Genomic DNA, 17,986 nt, shown 5'->3' on the forward strand with positions numbered 1-17,986 from the left:
GCGGCGGTACAGGAGGATTGCCAACGACGAAGGGAGCACAATGCACCTACCCCCTCAAACCCCCCGGCCCCCGCAAACCCCCCAGTCCCCGCAATCCGACGAGCGGCCGTCCCCCGCAGGTCCTGCGCTGGCCGATCCCGGCATCCGGTTCGCCGCGCGACTGCTCGACACGCTCTTCACCTTCGGCTGCACCATCGTCATCGGCGTGCTGATCACGGGGATCTTCAGCGCCGTCAACGGGGGCGACCTGGATCAGGTGGGAGCCGAGTTCGGCATTCCGATGCTGGTCATGATCATCGGAACACCTTTCGTCTACGAGTGGGTGCAGGTCGCCAAGTGGGGCGGGACGGCGGGCAAGCGGATCACCGGACTCCGGGTGGTCCGGGCGACCGATGGCGGCCCGGTGCCGGCGGGGCGTGCCGCCGTTCGGGCGCTGTGCTACTCACCCGGGATCTACTACGCGCCGAATCTCATTCCCGTCCTGGCGCAGTTGAACGTCCTGTGGATGCTCTGGGACAAGCCGCTGAAGCAGTGCTGGCACGACAAGGCCGCGAAGACCATCGTCGTCGTCACCAAGTAGGCCGCGTCAGCCGGTCACCGCGCGCAGCGTGCCGGGTCGGAGCCCGGTGATCCGGTCCAGGGCCGCCGACGTGGCCTGGTCGGCGGGAAGGTAGACGATCAGGCGCCGTTCGTCGGCGTCGGGTAGGCCGAGCCCGAGCGTCTCGTAGGCCAGCCGCAGTTCGCCGGCGTCCGGATGCACCAGCCGTTCGACGCCGGTGCGCGGGGGCAGGCCGGACAGCACCCTCTTCAGCCGGTCGGTGAATGGTGCGCCGGCGATCACGGTGAGTTCGTCCGAGAGCACGGCGACGTGCGGGTCGGCGCGGTAGGCCTCGCTCTTGAGCGTGGCGACCTGATCGTCGGCGACGCGCTCCCAGTCCGGGTAGGCGGCCCGCGCCCGGGGGTCGGTGAACATGAAGCGGATGAGATTGGGCGGCTCGCCGTCCAGGAGGCCGAGGGGCCGGGCGAGCCGCTCGTAGCCACTCGTGAAGGCCAGCACGTCGCTCAGCCGGTTGAGCAGGATGGCCGGAGCCGGTTCGAGCCGGTCGAGCAGTGCCCGCACGGTGGGACGCACTGACCTGGCCGGCGGCACGGCGCCCGGGCAGAGGAGGTTCTGACCGGCCGCCTTGCTGAGCCGGCGCAGGTGCAGGCGTTCGTCGGGGGACAGCCGCAGCGCGTCGGCGAGCGCCCCGAGGACCTGGACGGACGGGTGCCGATCGCGGCCCTGCTCGAGCCGCGCGAGGTACTCGACGCTGACCCCGGCGAGCGTGGCCAGCTCGGCCCGGCGCAGGCCGGGCGTACGACGACGGTCGCCGGTGGGAAGGCCCACGTCGGCCGGTGTGACGGCTTCGCGACGGCCACGAAGGAACAGGCCCAGCTCGTTGTCGCTCACGATCAAAGCGTACGTGCGCTCGAACTCGTCCGCGCCGAGATCGTTCTCTCGCGGACCGGACCCCCCGTCACCCGGGGCGTGAGACTCCCATCACATCGGCGCGCAGAGTGCTGACGATCATGCAAGATTCGTTCCATGAACGCCGACGGCACCGACCGCCCCGGGACCGCGCCCATCCGCGGCCTCGACACGGGCCGGCCGCACTCCGCGCGAGTATGGAACTACTGGCTCGGAGGCAAGGACCACTACCGCGCCGACCGGCTCCTCGGGGACAAGGTCGCGAAGCTGGTGCCCGGCATCGTCGACTCGGCGCGCGCCGACCGGGCGTTCCTCAACCGCTCGGTGCGCTACCTCGGCGGGAAGCCGGGCATCCGTCAGTACCTCGACATCGGTACCGGGCTGCCCACCATGGACAACACTCATGAGGTCGCCCAGCGCGTCGCCCCCGAGTCACGGATCGTCTACGTCGACAACGATCCGATGGTCCTGGCCCACGCCCGTGCCCTGCTCAGGAGCACTCCCGAGGGTGCCACCGACTATCTCGACGCCGATCTGCGCGATCCCGAGAAGATCCTCGAGATGGCGGCGAAGACCCTGGACCTCAGCCGGCCAGTGGCGCTCATGCTGCTCGCCGTCACTCATCTCATCACCGACGACGAAGAGGCCTACGGGATCGTACGGCGGCTCATGGAAGCCTTGCCGTCCGGTAGCCATCTGGTCCTGGCGCACGCCTGCACCGACGCCGAGCCCACGCGAACCGCGGTCAGCGCCTACAACGACAGCGGCATCCCCACCAAGATCAAAGCCCGCGACCAGAGCGGGATCGCCCGGTTCTTCGATGGGCTGGAGCTGGTCGAACCCGGCGTCGTGTCGTGCCCGAAATGGCGGCCTGATCCGAGCATCTGGGCGGTGCCCGGCGACGTCATGACCTTCTGCGGAGTCGCGCGAAAGCTTTAGATCTCCACGTCCTCGGCGAATACCGTGACCGACGGCCGATGAATCAAGGAAGAATACGATCATGGCGCATATCGATCTCGGTGTGGACGAGCAGACGAATCCCGGCATCACCGGCCTGCTGAAATTCAGGCCCGAGACCGCCAAGCCGCTCAACGAGCTGGCGGAGGTGCTGCTGCGCGCGCCGAATTCGCTGAGCCCGGGCGAGCGTGAACTGATCGCCGCATATGTCTCCGGGCTGAACGAGTGCGACTTCTGCTACGCCTCGCATTCGGCCACGGCCAACGCGCAACTCGACTCGGACGCGACGCTGGTCGACCAGGTTGTCGGCGATCTCGATTCCGCGCCAGTCTCGGCGAAACTGCGCGCGCTGCTGCGCATCGCCGGTGCCGTACGCGAGGACGGGCGCAAGGTCACGACCGAACTCGTCGCCGCGGCCCGCGCCGAAGGGGCCACCGACGTCGAGATCCACGACACCGTGCTCATCGCGGCGGCCTTCTCCATGTACAACCGGTACGTCGACGGCCTCGGCACGCTGGTCCCCGGCGGCCAGGACATGTACGCGCAGGCGGCCAGGCGCATCGTCGAGTTCGGCTACGCACGCTGATCTCGCGTCCGGCCGCCTCGCGACCCACAGCGCTCCGCATCGAGCAATCGGTGACGCCGGTGACCGGCGAGCACATCAGTGCCCGCCCGGTCACCGGCGCGTCGGGTCCACCGGGCAGCCCTCCGGTCAGCGAGGTCTCACCGGAGGCGCGCTGTCGGCGACGCTGACCCTGAGCAGCGCCGACGAGGTGAGAACGCTGCCCACCGGCGCCTTGGCCCTGGCGGCATCGATGACCACCGACCGCTCGCCGAGGTACTGGTAGGTCTTCGGATCGAAGATGTACTCCTCCCGGATGCCCAGTTCCCTGACGACCAGGGCCGCCGCGACGCCCTTGCGGCCCGCCGCGTCCGTCGACACCGGTACCGACACGACCCCCGGAATGGTGGCCGCCGCGCGGAACAGCGCCGCCCGCTGCGCGGCGGGCAGGTACGCCTCCCTGAGCATGCCGGCGACCCGGCTCCAGGCTTCGGTGTACGGGTTGGTGCTGTGCTCGAGCCGGGTGAACAGGTGCCTGCGCATCCCTGCCGTATCGGCCGGCAGCCGGCTGAGGTAGGCGTAGTCCGTGCGCAGGAATCCGGCTCGCTGGTCGAAGTCGGCGAGCTTCTCCGGGCCGGTCCTGGCCGGCGGCTGCTTCGCCTCGGGAGGCAGCGGCCAGCCGGGGTACGGCTTCGACGGCAGAGTCTCACCGGCGATGAACCCGTCGACCGACGTACCGGCCACCGGATACCAGACCGTGCGCTTTCCGCGGGCCAGGTAACGCGAATGCCCACTGGCGGTGTTCGACTCGACGGGGTTCATCGTCCGGGATTCGTACACGAGGTACTGGCCGGGTCTCGGGTGCAGTTCCGGATGCCGGGCGGCGTTGTCGGAGGCGTGGACGAGCACGCTGACCGCCGCCACCGGCTGCGACGCGATCGGCGGAACCGGACGTACGACCTTTCGCTCCGTTCCGGCCACCACTATGCCCGTGGCCACCGCAAGGGCGAGCCCGCCGGCGATGAGGAGGCGCGGCCGGAGGCCGATCCGGGGCCGTGCCCATCGGCCCGTCCGGCGAGCCGGGTGCGACCGGGCCGGACCGGCGATCTCCTCTAGCAGCCGCCGTTCCTCGGCGCGCAGGTCGGCGAGCTCCGGCAGGGGGATCTCCGAGCGCAGCCGGTCGAGCTGAGTGATCTCATCCACGAGCAGGTTCCTCACTGAGAGACGACGTCGGATCGACCCCGCCGAGTTCTTTACGCATCTTGCTTCGGGCCCGGTTGATTCGAGAGCGCACCGTTCCGACGCGGATGCCCAGTGCCTGCGCGGCCTCCGCGTAACCGAGGCCGCCCCAGGTCACGAGCAGCAGCACGTCGCGATGACCGGCGGGCAACCGCGCCAGTGCGTCGGCCAGCCGCTGCCGTACGGCCTCGGCGCTCATTCGCTCGTCACTGCGGTCGGTGAACGGCCTGGTCACCGGGTCGGCGCCCGTACGGGCGAGAACACGGAGTTGCCGCACCTCGGTCCGCTTGTGCCGGCCGATCAGGTTCGTCGCGATGCCGTACAGCCACGGGCGAGCGTCGGGGCGCGCGGTGTCGTAGCGCTCGCGCTGCCGGAACGCCGCGAGGAAGGTCTCGGCCGCGACGTCCTCGGCCGCGTCGATCCCGAGCCTGCGGATGACGTACCGCTTGATCTCCGGCGCGTGCCGACGGAAGACCTCGGCGAACGCCTCGGGTTCTCGCCAGGACCGCTCGATGACGGAGGCGTCGTCGGCCTCGGTCGGGGCCCGGCTCGTTTCGCTCATTCTCGGCCTCTCGGCTTCTGGTCAGGACACCCCCTCTTGCCCACTCGCGAGCATGCGGTTCCCACGAGAGCCGTACGAAATCACGCCGCGCCGTCGCCGGTGACCGGCCGCCGCGCGTGAGCGGGCTCACTGCCGCCGACCTCATAGATCACCACAACGCGGTTATAACGTGACAAAGGTCGAGGGATATCCACACCTTTGGAGCCGTGTGACCGAGCTGAGCCACCACCGCAGGCTGCTCGTACTCATGATCTGCTGCATCAGCCTGTTCGTCGTCGGGCTGGACAACACGATCGTCAACCTGGCCCTGCCGTCGATCCGGCGGGACTTCGACGCGTCCGTGTCCGGCCTGCAGTGGACGATCGACGCCTACACGCTCGTGGTGGCCGGCCTGCTGATGCTCTCCGGCTCGACCGCGGACCGGATCGGCCGGCGCCGCGTCTTCCAGACCGGCCTGGTGCTGTTCGGCCTGGGTTCACTGCTGTGCAGCCTGGCCCAGAGCACCGAGCTGCTGATCGTCTTCCGCATGGTGCAGGCGATCGGCGGGTCGATGCTGAACCCGGTGGCGCTGTCGATCATTACCAACACCTTCACGGCGCCGAAGGAGCGGGCCCGCGCCATCGGGATCTGGGGCGGTGTCATCGGCCTGAGCATGGCACTGGGCCCGGTGGTCGGCGGGGCACTCGTCCACTCGATCGGCTGGCGGTCGATCTTCTGGATCAACGTTCCCATCTGTGTCGCCGCGGTCGGCCTGGCCGCGGTGTACGTGCCGGAGTCGCGCGCGGCGCGGGCGCGCAGGATCGACCCGGTCGGCCAGCTGCTGGTGATCCTCCTGCTGGGCGGCCTGACGTACGCGATCATCGAGGGCCCGCACACGGGGTGGGGCTCGGCGCCGATCGCCGGATGCTTCGCCCTCGCGGCCGCCGCCCTGGCCGCCATCGCGGTGTACGAGCGGCGCCGCGCCGAACCGCTGATCGATCTGCGGTTCTTCGCGAGCGTGCCGTTCTCGGGAGCGGTGCTGATCGCGTTGATCGGGTTCTCGGCGCTCGCCGGCTTCCTGTTCCTGAACTCGATCTACCTTCAGGAGGTCCGGGGCCTGTCGCCGCTGGACGCCGGTCTGCTGACCCTGCCGATGGCGTTGGTGACCGGTGTGTGCGCTCCGTTGTCGGGGCGGATCGTCGGTGCCCGCGGTGCGCGGTTGCCGCTCCTGGCCGCCGGCACGGGACTCACGGTCAGCGCTCTGCTCCTCACGAGGCTGACCGCCGACACCCCGATCGGTCTGCTGGTCGTCGCGTACGTGGTCTTCGGCATCGGCTTCGGGATGCTCAACGCCCCGATCACCAACACCGCGATCTCGGGCATGCCCCGGTCGCAGGCCGGGGTCGCGGCGGCCACCGCTTCGACCAGCCGCCAGGTCGGCGCCGCGCTCGGCGTCGCCGTCCTCGGATCGGTGGTCACCTCGGGCGTGACCGGCCCGCTCGCGACGGGTTTCGCGCCCGCCAGCCATCCGGCCTGGTGGATCATGAGCGGCTGCGGTGTCGTCGTGTTCGCCCTCGGCCTCCTCACCACCGGCCGGCGGGCGAGGCGCACCGCCGACCGGGTCACCGAGCAGTTCTCCGCCGGGCAGCCGAAGGTCCAGATGAGCGCCTGAGTGCCGGCGTGGTGCACTCAGGCGCGGCCAGGGTGCCGGCGGAGACGGGTTCCCCGCCGGCAACGCCCCCGATGGCGTCTCACCAACTCGTACAGTGTGAAGCGCGGGGACGAAGCCGTCCTTGCCCATCCGCGCCGACACGTTGCCCATCCGCGCAACCTCCGGCGGCCCGCACCACGGCGTGGTGTCCGATTCCAGCCACGGCGGCACCCCGCAACAGAGCAGGGAGCACTAGTGCAGGTGCTGATCAATACCGACGATGTCCCGGCCGGCGAGCGGTTCGGCCTCTTCCGGGACGCCTTCCTGCATGAGCTGACCCCGGCCGAGGTCAGGTGCGACCGGCCGACCGGCTTCTCCGGCCGGGTGGCCAGCGCCGACCTCGGCCTGGTGACGTTGTTGACCATGTCCACGCGCAACGCGGGCCCCGGTGAGCTGGTCCGCGACCCCAAGCTGATCCGAAGATCCGACCCGGAGGGCTACCGGCTGACGTTCAACCAGCGCGGGTCGAGTGTCCTGACCCACAACGGCCACCGTTCCACGCTCCTTCCGGGGGACTTCACGCTGATCGACACCTCACGCCCCTACGAGTGGTCCGCCTCGGGCACCAACGACTCGCTCGTCGTGCGGTTCCCCCGGGAGTTGCTGCGACTGCCCGGTGCCGCCGTCCACCGGCTCATCGGAGCCCCGCTCTGCGGCCGGACCGGGATCGGCGCGCTGCTGTCGGCCGCCATCACCAGGGCGACCCGCGACTTCGACGGCTACCGCCCCGGCGACGTGCTGAGGGCATCGACCACTCTGCTGAACCTGCTGGGCGGTGTGCTCGCCCACGAACTCGACACGCACACCGCCCTTCCGCCGGAGTCGCACCGGGAGGTTCTCTTCCAGCGGATTCAACGATTCATCCAGCACCGGCTCGACGATCCGACCCTGTCGCCGAAGACCATCGCCGCCGCCCACCACATCGCTCCGCGCACGCTGCACCTGCTCTTCCAGGATCACGACGACACGGTGGCCGGATACATCCGTGGCCGGCGGCTGGAACACTGCCGACGTGACCTGGGCGATTTCACGCTCCGCGAGCGGCCGATCCATGCCATCGCGGCCCGGTGGGGGTTCACCAGCGCGGCCCACTTCAGCCGGACCTTCCGCACCGCATACGGGCTCACCCCGCAGGCGTACCGGCAGCACTCACTGGGCCGCCCCATGCGATGACACGGCCACCGTGCCGATCCCGCAGCGGTCCTCTTCCTGCTGCTCGCCGTCCCGGCCGTCGCCGGCGTCATGGCGCCCGGTGCGAGGAGCGGGGATCTTGGCGGCCTCGATGGTCAGCCAGTCCGCGGCCTTCTCCACCCGCTCGTCGACCGTGTAGATGCCCAGCCGGGCCCGCTCGTCGTGCGGCAACCAGTCGATGGCCAGGCGACGGGCCATCCAGTCGATGACGGACCGGACACGAGGGATCTCGGGGTCGTCGGTGCGGCCGCTCGGCGCGAAGTGCAGGTCGACGCCGTGCGAGACGAGGTCGGCGAGTGGCACACCGTGCCGCAGGCCGAGCGAGAGGGCGGCCGCGTAGACGTCCATCATCCCGGAGCCGGTGCTGCCCTGCTTGCCCCACTGGATGAACACCTCACCGAGGGTGTCGTCGTCACGGCCGTTGGCGGTCAGCCGGAAGCGTTCGCCGCCGATGGTGACGGAGGTGGTGTGGCCGCTGCGCCGCCGGGACATGTGCCGCTGGATCGCCGTCTCCGCCATCTTCGCCTCCATATCGCCCACAATCTGTGGGGATCGTTCGATATCTCGGGTACAACATGTGGTGTCTGCGACAGCGTATTGACCGGCAGTGACATTCTCGCGTCGCGGCACGCCGGGGCCGGCCGGACCGGCCGGACTCGCTCCGGCGAGGAGGAAGCAGCACTGCTTTGAGCGCGGTAGAGGTCAGGTCCTCTGATCGGTCAGGTTCGGCAGATGGTGGCGGGCGCGCTCGATGAGGGCGCGGCCGGCGCGGTCACTTCGATCGGGCCTGCCGTTCGATGAGCGCGGTGACGGTCTCGTGGAGGCCGGCGGGCGGGCGGCCGAGCAGCCGTTCCAGGTCACCTCCCGTACGGGTGAGGGCGCCCGAGCGCACGAGCGGGAACAGCGCGCCGAGCCAGCCGGCCTCGGCGTCGGTGACCTCCCGGTGCGCCACGGGCTTGCCGAGGACGCCGGACAGGGTCTCGGCCAGCTCGGCGTAGGTCCAGAGCGGCCCGTACAGGTCATAGGTCGCGTTCTCGTGGCCATCGCCGGTGAGCGCTGCGCTCGCCGCGAGCGCCAGATCGCGCAGCCGCGCGGTGCTGAGCCGCTGCCCCTCGGTGGCCGAGGTGACCTCGCCCGTCCGGCTCGCCTGCGCCAGCGCCGTACCGAGGAACGCCTCGGAGTAGAGGGCGTTGCGCAGCACGGTCCGGGTCAGCCCGGACTTCTCGAGCGCCTGCTCGGTGGCGGAGTGATCGGCCCCGAAGTCCAGCCCGTCTCCGGCGCCGATGCCGCTGGTGTAGACGAGGCGCCGCACGCCCGCCCTGGCGGCGGCGTCGATCACGGCCCGGTGCTGTACGACACGTACGCCGGGGGTCAGGTCGGGGCTCGACACGAGGAGCAGCGTCCGCACCCCGGCGAGCGCCCCGTCGAGGGAACCGGCGTCGCCGTAGTCGCCGTGCCGTACCTCGAGCCCGCGCTCGGTCAGGTCGGCGGCCTTGCCGGGCGTACGCGCGATCGCGATCAGGTCCTCAGGGCCGACCCGGGTGAGCAGGTCCTCGATGACGATGCGCCCCAGGTTCCCGGTGGCGCCGGTGACCGCGATCTCTGCCACGAATGACCCTCCCATGCACACAGGTGATGAGCACCCCCAGAGGGTGCCGCCGAACCTGCGCAGGTTAGTCGGCGCTCGACCTCGAACGCCACGCGTTCGCGCCGCCCGCGAGGAAACGCCAAGGAACCCGGGCCGCCCGATCGTTTTGACAGCCGGCGCGAAGCCGCGGTTAGAGTCGTCCGCCACGTCGGCTCAGCTGCGGAAACGATCCCCTACACACTGCCCGAAACACCCAAATGATCATCTATTCCGGACACATCACGCACTGGCGCGATGATCGCACCAGAGGTATAGATCAAGGCATGGGATCAGCGCTGCGCTACGCCTCGTTGCTGGCGGTCGTCCAGGTCGTCACAGCGATCCTCGTCTCGGGTCCCGTGGCCGCGACGTCCATGGAGAGGGCCGATGGCCTGACACTGACCGTGGTGTCGTCACGCCCGCAGGTCGTCTCCGGCAATGACGCGCTGGTACGGGTGCGGATCCCCGGCGGCGTGTCCGCGGAGAACGTACGGGTGACGCGCGACGGAACGGACGTGACCACGAGTTTCCGTGGCGTCGACCGCGGCCGCGCGCTGGAGGGCGTGGTCGAGGGCATGCGGCTCGGGCGCAATGTCCTCACCGCGACGGCGCGCGGCGTCCCGTCGGGTCGACTCGTACTCGACAACCACCCGTTGACCGGACCGGTGTTCGCCGGGCCGCACGAGCGACCGTTCATCTGCGACACGGCGGCGTTCACCACGGTGACCGGCAGCACGCTCGGCGCGCCGACCGACGCCGACTGCTCGGTCGGCACGCGCGTCGACCACGTCTACCGCACCACGGCCGGGCGCTTCACGCCGCTCCCCGCCGCGGAGACCCGGCCGGCCGATCTCGCCTGGACGACGACGAGCACCGGACGGCGGGTGCCGTACATCGTGCGGGTCGAGACCGGGACCATCAACCGGGCGATCTACGAGATGTCGATGCTGCACGAGCCCGGCACCCCGCGGCCGGATCCGTGGCAACGCTCCGCCGGATGGAACGGCCGGCTGATCTACACCTTCGGCGGCGGCTGCCCCGGCGGTTGGTACGTGCAGGGCCGGGGCACCGGCGGCGTGATGGACGACGTGATGCTCCGCCAGGGATACGCCGTGGCGTCGTCATCGCTCAACGTGTTCGGCAACAACTGCAACGACCTGCTCGCCGCCGAGACGATGAGCATGGTGAAAGAGCGCTTCGTCGAGGCGTACGGTCGGCCCGCGTTCACGATCGGCTGGGGTTGCTCGGGCGGCTCGTACCAGACGCACCAGATCGGCGACAACTATCCGGGCCTGCTCGACGGCATCGTCTCCGGGTGCAGCTTTCCGGACGTCGGGTTCAGCACGGTGAACACGATCAGCGACGCGCGCCTGCTCGACCACTACTTCCGCGAGGTCGCGCCCGGCGCACTCGGCAAGGAGCAACAGCAGGCCGTCTCCGGTTTCGGGAGATGGGAGAGCATCGCCGACCTCGCGGAACGCGGCGGCCGGATCGACCCGCGGATCTTCTGCCCCGCCCGGTTGCCGGCGGCCCTGCGCTACCACCCCGAGACCAATCCGGCGGGCGCCCGGTGCGACGTGTACGACCACACCGTGAACGTGTACGGCCGGGACCCACGGACCGGATTCGCCCTGCGGCCGCTGGACAACACCGGGATCCAGTACGGCCTGCAGGCCCTGCGGGACAAGGCGATCAGCGTCGACCGGTTCCTCGACCTCAATGAGAAGATCGGTGGCTTCGACGCCGACGCGAACCACGTCGGTGAGCGCACGACGGCCGACCTGGCGGCGACCCGGGCGGCCTACCGGAGCGGGCGGCTGCTCAACGGCGGCGCCGGTCTCGCGCGCATGCCGATGATCGACTATCGGGCGTACACCGACGACCTTCCGGCCGGCGACATCCACATGCGGTTCCATTCGTTCGCGACCCGCGAGCGGCTGGAGAAGGCGAACGGCACGTACGCCAACCAGGTCATGCTCGTCGAGGACGACCGGCACGGCGGGTTCTCGCTGACCAGCCCCGTCCTCGCGCACGCACTGACGCAGATGGACCAGTGGCTCACCGCGCTCGCCGCGGACGGCCGGCCGGGAAGCCCGATCGCCAAGGTCGTCCGCACCAAGCCGGGCGACCTCACCGACGCGTGCTGGACGCGGGACGCGCAGCCACGGAAGGTGGCAGAGCCGCAGGTCCCCGGCAACGGCACGACCACCTGCGACACGCTGTACCCCGTGTGGACCTCACCGCGGCTGGTCGCCGGCGGTCCGATGGCGAACGACATCGTGAAGTGCCGGCTCCGCCCGGTCGAACCGGCGGAGTACGGGGTGCCACTGACGACCGAGCAGGCCGGGCGGTTGCGGGGGATCTTCCCCGGCGGCGTCTGCGACTGGTCGGCGCCGGGGATCGAACAGCAGGGCCTCGCCGGCACATGGCAGTCGTTCGGCCGGTGAGCCCCTTCGACCGCAGCGAGACGATCAAGGATCGGAGCACCCTGGGCTGCCCCGATCCTTGATCGAAAGCCCCTTGGGCCTCAGCCGGTGACCGCGCGGAGGACGGCGGCGGTGTCGGCGAGGTCGGGCAGTACGACGTCGGCCCCGGCCGCCTCCAGTGCGGCGGCGCTGTCGGCGCCCGTCGCGACGGCCACGGCCCTGGCGCCGACCGCACGGGCGGTGGCGACGTCGCGCGGGGTGTCACCGACGATGACGGTGTCGGCGCCGCCGTACCGCCGGCCGAGATGGCGCTCGGTCCGGTCGAAGGCGTGCGCCGGCAGGTCGGTGCGTTCGAAGGCGTCACCACCGAACGCGCCGAGACGGAGGTCGACATGGCCGTCGAGGCCGAAGACGGTCAGCTTCCAGAGCGCGAGGTCGTACAGGTTCCCGGTGAGGACCGACTGGCGCACGCCCGGGACGGCTCCCACGGCGGCCAGCGCCTCGGCCGCGCCCGGCAGGACCTGCCCGCCGGCGGCCAGGTCGGCGCCACGGTCCCGCGTCTCCGCGACGATCAGTTCGGTGAAGGCGTCGAGCAGTCCGCCGCCCGGATCCAGGCCGTGCGCCCGCAACGCCTCGGTGGCGGCCGCCAGTTCGGTACGGCCGTCGAACCGCCACGGCCGTTCGAGCGGACGGCCCGTCGCCTTGCGGAACGCCGTGGCATAGGCCTGATGCGCGACAGTGCCGCAATCGATCAACGTGTGATCGATGTCCCAGAGCACTAGCAGCGGCATGGGTATGGTCATGGTCATCCTCCATCGAATCCAGCACGGGCGTCACGCGCCCATACGGCCAGCCCGGTCGCCATGAAGGCGGCGCCGGCCAACGACACCGCACGCCATCCGCCGAGCCGGTAGGCCGCCGTTCCGGCGGCGGAGCCGACGACGCCGCCCAGGGTGTAGCAGGTCATGTAGACCGAGGCGATCCGCGCTCTGCCGCCTTCGACCAGGCGATAGACCACGCTCAGGTTCAGCAGGTGGGTACCGCTGATCGCCACGTCCATCAGCACGAGCCCGGCGACGAGCCACGCGAGCCGCTCGCCTCCCGCCCACATCGCCCCGAACGATGCCAGGCCGAGACCATCGGCCAGCTGACGCTGGCGGACTTCATCACCGGTCACGCCTACGACCGGCACGTCCGCGCATGCCGGTTGCGCTACCGGCGCCGCCGCGACCTCCTGCTCACCCGCCTCCGGCCGGACCTCTCACCGTCCGGCTTCTCCATCGGTGGCATCGCCGCCGGACTCCACGCGCTCATCGGCCTGCCCGCCGGTGGCCCCACCGAGCGCGACGTGCTGCGCGCTGCGGCCGCTCACGACCTCGCCCTGGGATATCTGGGCGACCGCTGGCACGAGCCGGGAGACCACCCGCAGGGCATCATCGTCGGCTACGGCACACCGTACGAACACGCCTACCCGGCCGCGCTGGACGCCCTCGCGAACGTCCTGCGCACCGTGCACCATCACGGTTGAGCCGCGCCGCAAGGCACTGTCGAGACTCACGGGCGCTGTCCGGGCCGGTCGACAGAATCGGCCGAGGGTGTACGAGCTTCAGGCGACCACTGGGTGGAGCCGATGCGGCATCTCCCACCCGTCGGCAAGCCTCGACGGGTGCACGTTCCGCCCGCCACCGAAGAACTCGCAGAACTTCATGATCAGTGGGTCCCAGCCGAGCGGGTCCACGTAGTGCGTACCCGGGATGACCAGTTCCTCGTCGACGTGGGCGCGTAGAACCTCAACCTCGAAGGCCGTGGCATGCGAGGAGGTACCGCCGAACGGGTGCGCCGAGACGACCCTGCACTCCAGCTGGACCGGGCACTCCGCCACCCGGGGCGGCGCGACGAGCTCCGACGCCTGTTCGGTCAGCCGCGCGAGCGCGAACTTGTCCGGCTCATGCCGGTAACCCTGCTTCACCTTGTGATCGGGAACGGTCGGCTTCCCCGTGGTGAGCGCGAGCCGGTCGACGGCATCCACCATCGAGGAAGAGGGCAGGTTCAGTACGCACTCCCGCTCGCGCAGCAGGTTGGCCGTCGTCTGGCCGCTGTTCCCGAGACCGAGCATGCACGACTGGCCCAACCACCAGGCGGAGGACATCGGGGCGAGGTTCGCGGTGCCGTCCTCGTTACGTGAGCTGATCAGCACCACCGGAGTCCCGAAGTACAGCACCTTGAGCCCGGGTACGACGTGCATTCTTTCGCCCTTCGCGCGACAGGAGATGGAGAGACCCGCCATGACACGCCCCCGACTCTGCGCTAATCAGGACCAGGACGCTGGCGGCGATCAGACATCGCACTCAGGCCCTGCCCGCCGGCCCAAGAGGGCGGGAGCTCGTTGAGTCGTGGCGTGTCGGGGCATCATGCCGCGTGAAGACCCCGACACGCCACGACTCAACAGAAGGTCGGCGGTCTTGTAGCGTCGCGACCATGCAGACCGTGACCGCCAACGGGCTCCAGTTCCGTTTCCTGTCAGCGGGGGCCTCCGACGGCCCGCTCGCGCTGTGCTTGCACGGGTTTCCCGATTCCGCGCACACCTGGCGGCACTTGCTGCCCGAACTCGCCCGCGCGGGGTTCCGCGCCGTGGCCCCGTTCATGCGCGGGTACGCGCCGACGCAGGTACCCGGCGACGGCGCGTACCAGACCGGCGCGCTCGCCGCCGACGCCAACGCGCTGCACGAGGCCCTGGACGGCGGCCCGGACGCCGTGCTGATCGGCCATGACTGGGGGGCCGCCACGGCCTACGGGGCCTCGGCGCTCGCCCCCGGGCGATGGCGCCGGGTGGTCGCGCTGGCGGTACCGCCGGTGAACTCCATGGCCGCCGCCTTCTTCGACTACGAGCAGCTCAAACGGTCCTTCTACATCTTCCTCTTCCAGACGCCGCTGGCCGAGATGGCGCTGAACCGGTCGTTCGTCGAGGGACTGTGGCGGGACTGGTCGCCGGGGTACGAGGCGGCCGAGGACGTCGCGCACGCGATGGACTGCCTGCGCTCACCGGAGCACGCGACCGCCGCGATCGGCTACTACCGCGCGATGCTCGACGGGTCCCGGCACGTCGAGGCCTACGCGACCGAGCAGGCCGCCATGACCCGCGTCGGGGAACGGCCGGTGCTGTACCTGCACGGCGCCGACGACGGCTGCCTCGGTGCCGCCGCCGTCCAGGACGCCGAGCGGTACCTGCCGGCGGGCTCGCGCGTCGAGGTCGTCCCTGGAGCCGGCCATTTCCTGCAGCTCGAACGGCCGGTCGAGGTGAACTCCCGGATCCTCGGCTGGGTCACCGGCTGAGCCCACCGAGTGCCACCGAGTGCCACCGACGCTAGGGCCGCTCGACCGGAGTGCCGGACGGCAGCCCGTACGCGCGGCGCGCGAGGTCCTCCGGGCTCGGTGAACGGCGTGGCCGGTACCGGCCGCCACCAGCGCGAGCACGGCCGGCCACAGGGCCCTTCTCATCCGCAGCCTCCGCCCGGGTCGATGCCCATCGCACCACATGACGTGTGTCGCCGATCACAGAGAATAAGGGGCCACTGCGAGGGACCGCGTCCTTTGACAGGATGACGTAGAACCCCGTTCTAGTGGCAGGTGGTCGCGGTGCTCAACGTCGATGACATCAATCTGACGGACTGGGAGTTCTGGGGGCGTCCGCTCACCGAGCGGCACGACGCCTTCCGGGCCTTGCGAGAGCGGCCCGGCCTGTCCTTCTTCGAGGAGCCGGACATCGTCGTCGTGCCGCAGGGGCCCGGCTACTACGCCCTGGTCAACCACGCCGACGTGGTGGAGGCCTCCCGGCGGCCGGCCGACTTCTGCTCAGGGCAGGGCGCGATCAACATCCCGAACATGCCGGCCGACATGAACGAGTACTTCGGCTCGATGATCAGCATGGACGATCCGCGGCACGCGCACATCCGCCGCATCGTCTCCCGCGCGTTCTCGCCCCGGATGATCCAGCGGTTCGAGGACCAGGTCGAGAGCGTGGCAGCGCAGATCGTCGCCGAGGTGAAGGCCGGTGGGACCGGGGACTTCATCGCCGACGTGGCCGCCCGCCTGCCCCTGAAGATCATCTCGGACATGATGGGGATCTCCCGGGAGCACTACCAGACGGTGCTCGACCAGACGAACGTCATCCTCGCCGGCAACGACCCCGAGTTCGTCCCCACGGACGACTACGAGCAGATCGCCGTCGGGCTGCTCACGGCGGGCCAGACGCTCAAGGACCTGGTCGAGGACCTTGGCCGGTACCGGCGCGAGCACCCGACCGACGACCTGACCTCGGCGCTCGTCAACGCCAACATCGACGGGGAGTCGCTGACCGACCAGGAGCTCGGCTCGTTCTTCATCCTGCTCGTGGTGGCCGGCAACGAGACCACCCGCAACGCCATCGCGCACGGGCTGAATCTGCTGACCCACCATCCCGACCAGCGCGCGCTGCTCACCGAGGGCTTCGAGGCGCGGATCCCCGGCGCGGTCGAGGAGATCGTGCGCTACTCCTCCCCGGTGATCTGGATGCGCCGTACGGCCACGCGCGACACGACGTTGAACGAACACGACATCAAGGCCGGCGACAAGCTGATCCTCTACTACTGGTCGGCCAACCGCGACGAGAAGGTGTTCACCGACCCCGGGCGCTTCGACATCACCCGCTCGCCGAACCCGCACATCGGCTTCGGCGGCCCGGGCCCGCACTTCTGCCTCGGCGCCCATCTCGCCCGCCGCGAGATCACCGTGATGTTTCGCGAGCTGTTCAGGCAGGTACCGGAGATCCGCGCCGACGGGGAGCCGGATCGCCTGCTGTCCCACTTCATCAACGGCATCAAGCACCTGCCCTACGCGATCTCCTGAACCGGCCGACCGGCCGACCGCGACCGAACCGGCCGGCCGGCCGGCGAGCCGGACGCGACCGGCGGGGTCAGCGCCGCCGCCGATCGCGCGTGGTCGTCACCTGGCCGGCGGTTCCCAGTCGTGACGCAGCGGCATGCCCGCCGCCCCGTCGGCCGCCAGCTTCACTCCCAGCACCTGGTGCAGCTGGATCCAGTTGCGCTCGAAGCCGACCCGGCAGCCGGCCATGTAGAGCCGCCACACCCGCGCGGTGCCCTCACCGACCTCAGCGACCGCCTCGGACCAGTGCTCGTCGAGGTTGCGGCACCAGCCGGCCAGGGTGAGGGCGTAGTGCTCGCGGAGGTTCTCCTCGTGCCGCACCTCGAACCCGGCGTCGTTCATCCGCGAGATGAGGTATCCGGGCCCTTCGAGTTCCCCGTCCGGGAACACGTACCGGTTGATGAAGCCCTGCTGACGCATTGACGGCTCGGAGTCATCCGGCCGGGTGATGGCGTGGTTGAGCAGCCGCCCGCCCGGCCGCAGCCTGCCGTACAGGAACGAGAAGTACGCGGGCAGGTTCGCCTTGCCGATGTGCTCGGTCAGCCCGATCGAGCTGACCGCGTCGAACCCCTCCTCGGTCACATCGCGGTAGTCGAGGTGGCGTACCTCGGCGAGCTCGGACAGGCCCGCCTCGGCGATGGCCTTCTGGGCCCACTCGGCCTGCTGCTTGGACAGCGTCACGCCGAGGGCGCGCACGCCGTACTCGCGCGCGGCGTGCATCACCATGCCGCCCCAGCCACAGCCGACGTCGAGTAGCCGCATGCCCGGCTTCAGCGCCAGCTTCCGGGCCACGAGGTCGAACTTGTGGAACTGCGCCTCCTCGAGCGTGGCGTCGGGCCGCGGGTAACACGCGCACGTGTACGCCATCGACGGCCCGAGCACCCACTCGTAGAAGGTGTTGGAGACGTCGTAGTGGTGCGAGATCGCCTCGGCGTCCCGCCGCTTGGAGTGCCGGAGCATCGGCAGCCGGCCGGTGCGCACCTCCTGGCGCGGCGGATCCAGCCGTTTCATCGCGGCCGCCCGTAGCAACGGGTCGTCGAGCACGCCGCGCAGCACCCGCAGGCGGTCGCGCAGGGTGAGGTCACCGAAGACCTGCGACATCCGCCACAACGCGTCGTACATGTCGCCGTGCACGTCGAGATGGCCGGTGACGTAGGCGCGGGCCAGACCGAGGGCACCCGGTGAGTGCAGCAGGTAGGAGACCGCATACGGCGAGCGGACGTCGATCCGCACATCCGACCCCTGTGCCCCCGACCTGCTGCCGTCGTAGGCCACGATCTCCACTGGTGCCTCTGGCCCCACGATCCGCTCGAAGACCTTCGCCAGCGTCATGACATCCCTCCT

Annotated in this window: 18 protein-coding genes; 9 read left to right on the forward strand and 9 right to left on the reverse strand. The window is 70.3% G+C overall.

Annotated features, from left to right (window positions below; all coding sequences use genetic code 11):
- Positions 1 to 40 precede the first annotated feature (40 nt).
- Positions 41 to 580, forward strand: a complete 540-nt coding sequence (locus tag HKK74_RS24055) for an RDD family protein (RefSeq protein ID WP_187245593.1) — start codon at positions 41 to 43, stop codon at positions 578 to 580.
- Between the two features lie 6 nt (positions 581 to 586).
- Here HKK74_RS24055 and HKK74_RS24060 read toward each other — a convergent pair whose 3' ends face one another.
- Positions 587 to 1,450: a helix-turn-helix domain-containing protein gene (locus HKK74_RS24060; protein WP_187245594.1), complete on the reverse strand. Its 864-nt coding sequence runs from the start codon at positions 1,448 to 1,450 to the stop codon at positions 587 to 589.
- A 135-nt stretch (positions 1,451 to 1,585) separates the two neighbouring features.
- Between HKK74_RS24060 and HKK74_RS24065 the strand changes: the two genes are divergently transcribed.
- Both HKK74_RS24065 and HKK74_RS24070 read left to right on the forward strand, forming a co-directional pair.
- The gene (locus HKK74_RS24065; RefSeq protein ID WP_187245595.1) at positions 1,586 to 2,407 is read left to right on the forward strand and encodes an SAM-dependent methyltransferase; all 822 of its coding nucleotides are present in this window, start codon (positions 1,586 to 1,588) and stop codon (positions 2,405 to 2,407) included.
- A gap of 61 nt (positions 2,408 to 2,468) precedes the next feature.
- Positions 2,469 to 3,011: a carboxymuconolactone decarboxylase family protein gene (locus tag HKK74_RS24070; RefSeq protein ID WP_187245596.1), complete on the forward strand. Its 543-nt coding sequence runs from the start codon at positions 2,469 to 2,471 to the stop codon at positions 3,009 to 3,011.
- Between the two features lie 126 nt (positions 3,012 to 3,137).
- Here the strand turns inward: HKK74_RS24070 and HKK74_RS24075 are convergent, their stop codons facing one another.
- Positions 3,138 to 4,190: a CU044_5270 family protein gene (locus HKK74_RS24075; RefSeq protein WP_312881708.1), complete on the reverse strand. Its 1,053-nt coding sequence runs from the start codon at positions 4,188 to 4,190 to the stop codon at positions 3,138 to 3,140.
- Positions 4,183 to 4,788: an RNA polymerase sigma factor gene (locus HKK74_RS24080; RefSeq protein ID WP_187245597.1), complete on the reverse strand. Its 606-nt coding sequence runs from the start codon at positions 4,786 to 4,788 to the stop codon at positions 4,183 to 4,185. The genes HKK74_RS24075 and HKK74_RS24080 overlap by 8 nt, the downstream gene beginning before the upstream one ends.
- Positions 4,789 to 4,996: 208 nt before the next feature.
- Between HKK74_RS24080 and HKK74_RS24085 the strand changes: the two genes are divergently transcribed.
- Together HKK74_RS24085 and HKK74_RS24090 are read left to right on the forward strand one after the other, a co-directional pair.
- Positions 4,997 to 6,439 carry an MFS transporter gene (locus tag HKK74_RS24085; protein ID WP_187245598.1) on the forward strand — a complete coding sequence of 481 codons (1,443 nt, stop codon included), beginning with the start codon at positions 4,997 to 4,999 and terminating at the stop codon, positions 6,437 to 6,439.
- Between the two features lie 234 nt (positions 6,440 to 6,673).
- Complete coding sequence (locus HKK74_RS24090) at positions 6,674 to 7,651, forward strand: AraC-like ligand-binding domain-containing protein (protein ID WP_187245599.1); 978 nt, start codon at positions 6,674 to 6,676, stop codon at positions 7,649 to 7,651.
- Here HKK74_RS24090 and HKK74_RS24095 read toward each other — a convergent pair.
- Positions 7,628 to 8,188 (reverse strand): TSCPD domain-containing protein, encoded by a 561-nt coding sequence (locus HKK74_RS24095; RefSeq protein ID WP_187245600.1) that lies wholly within the window; start codon positions 8,186 to 8,188, stop codon positions 7,628 to 7,630. The two genes, HKK74_RS24090 and HKK74_RS24095, sit on opposite strands and share 24 nt — an antisense overlap.
- A gap of 253 nt (positions 8,189 to 8,441) precedes the next feature.
- The gene (locus HKK74_RS24100; protein WP_187245601.1) at positions 8,442 to 9,278 is read right to left on the reverse strand and encodes an NAD(P)H-binding protein; all 837 of its coding nucleotides are present in this window, start codon (positions 9,276 to 9,278) and stop codon (positions 8,442 to 8,444) included.
- Between the two features lie 302 nt (positions 9,279 to 9,580).
- Here HKK74_RS24100 and HKK74_RS24105 point away from each other — a divergent pair, with 302 nt between their 5' ends.
- Complete coding sequence (locus HKK74_RS24105) at positions 9,581 to 11,743, forward strand: DUF6351 family protein (RefSeq protein ID WP_246491920.1); 2,163 nt, start codon at positions 9,581 to 9,583, stop codon at positions 11,741 to 11,743.
- An 80-nt stretch (positions 11,744 to 11,823) separates the two neighbouring features.
- Here HKK74_RS24105 and HKK74_RS24110 read toward each other — a convergent pair whose 3' ends face one another.
- On the reverse strand, positions 11,824 to 12,525 hold the full coding sequence (locus tag HKK74_RS24110; protein ID WP_187245602.1) for an HAD family hydrolase: 702 nt from the start codon (positions 12,523 to 12,525) through the stop codon (positions 11,824 to 11,826).
- Between the two features lie 2 nt (positions 12,526 to 12,527).
- A complete protein-coding gene (locus HKK74_RS24115; protein ID WP_187245603.1) occupies positions 12,528 to 12,782 on the reverse strand; it encodes a hypothetical protein in 255 nt (84 codons plus the stop codon).
- Here HKK74_RS24115 and HKK74_RS24120 point away from each other — a divergent pair.
- A complete protein-coding gene (locus tag HKK74_RS24120) occupies positions 12,756 to 13,250 on the forward strand; it encodes an aminotransferase-like domain-containing protein (RefSeq protein WP_187245604.1) in 495 nt (164 codons plus the stop codon). The two genes, HKK74_RS24115 and HKK74_RS24120, sit on opposite strands and share 27 nt — an antisense overlap.
- 78 nt (positions 13,251 to 13,328) lie before the next feature.
- On the opposite strand, the gene HKK74_RS24125 is transcribed toward HKK74_RS24120, so the two are convergent.
- Positions 13,329 to 13,967, reverse strand: a complete 639-nt coding sequence (locus tag HKK74_RS24125) for a flavin reductase family protein (protein ID WP_187245605.1) — start codon at positions 13,965 to 13,967, stop codon at positions 13,329 to 13,331.
- Positions 13,968 to 14,200: 233 nt separating this feature from the next.
- On the opposite strand from HKK74_RS24125, the gene HKK74_RS24130 reads away from it, so the two are divergent.
- Positions 14,201 to 15,055 (forward strand): alpha/beta fold hydrolase, encoded by an 855-nt coding sequence (locus HKK74_RS24130; protein ID WP_187245606.1) that lies wholly within the window; start codon positions 14,201 to 14,203, stop codon positions 15,053 to 15,055.
- Between the two features lie 303 nt (positions 15,056 to 15,358).
- The gene (locus HKK74_RS24135) at positions 15,359 to 16,606 is read left to right on the forward strand and encodes a cytochrome P450 (protein ID WP_187245607.1); all 1,248 of its coding nucleotides are present in this window, start codon (positions 15,359 to 15,361) and stop codon (positions 16,604 to 16,606) included.
- A gap of 96 nt (positions 16,607 to 16,702) precedes the next feature.
- On the opposite strand, the gene HKK74_RS24140 is transcribed toward HKK74_RS24135, so the two are convergent.
- A complete protein-coding gene (locus HKK74_RS24140; protein ID WP_187245608.1) occupies positions 16,703 to 17,974 on the reverse strand; it encodes a class I SAM-dependent methyltransferase in 1,272 nt (423 codons plus the stop codon).
- Between the last annotated feature and the right edge of the window lie 12 nt (positions 17,975 to 17,986).

Source organism: Actinomadura alba, assembly GCF_014323705.1.
GTDB classification, from domain to species: Bacteria; Actinomycetota; Actinomycetes; order Streptosporangiales; family Streptosporangiaceae; genus Actinomadura_C; species Actinomadura_C alba.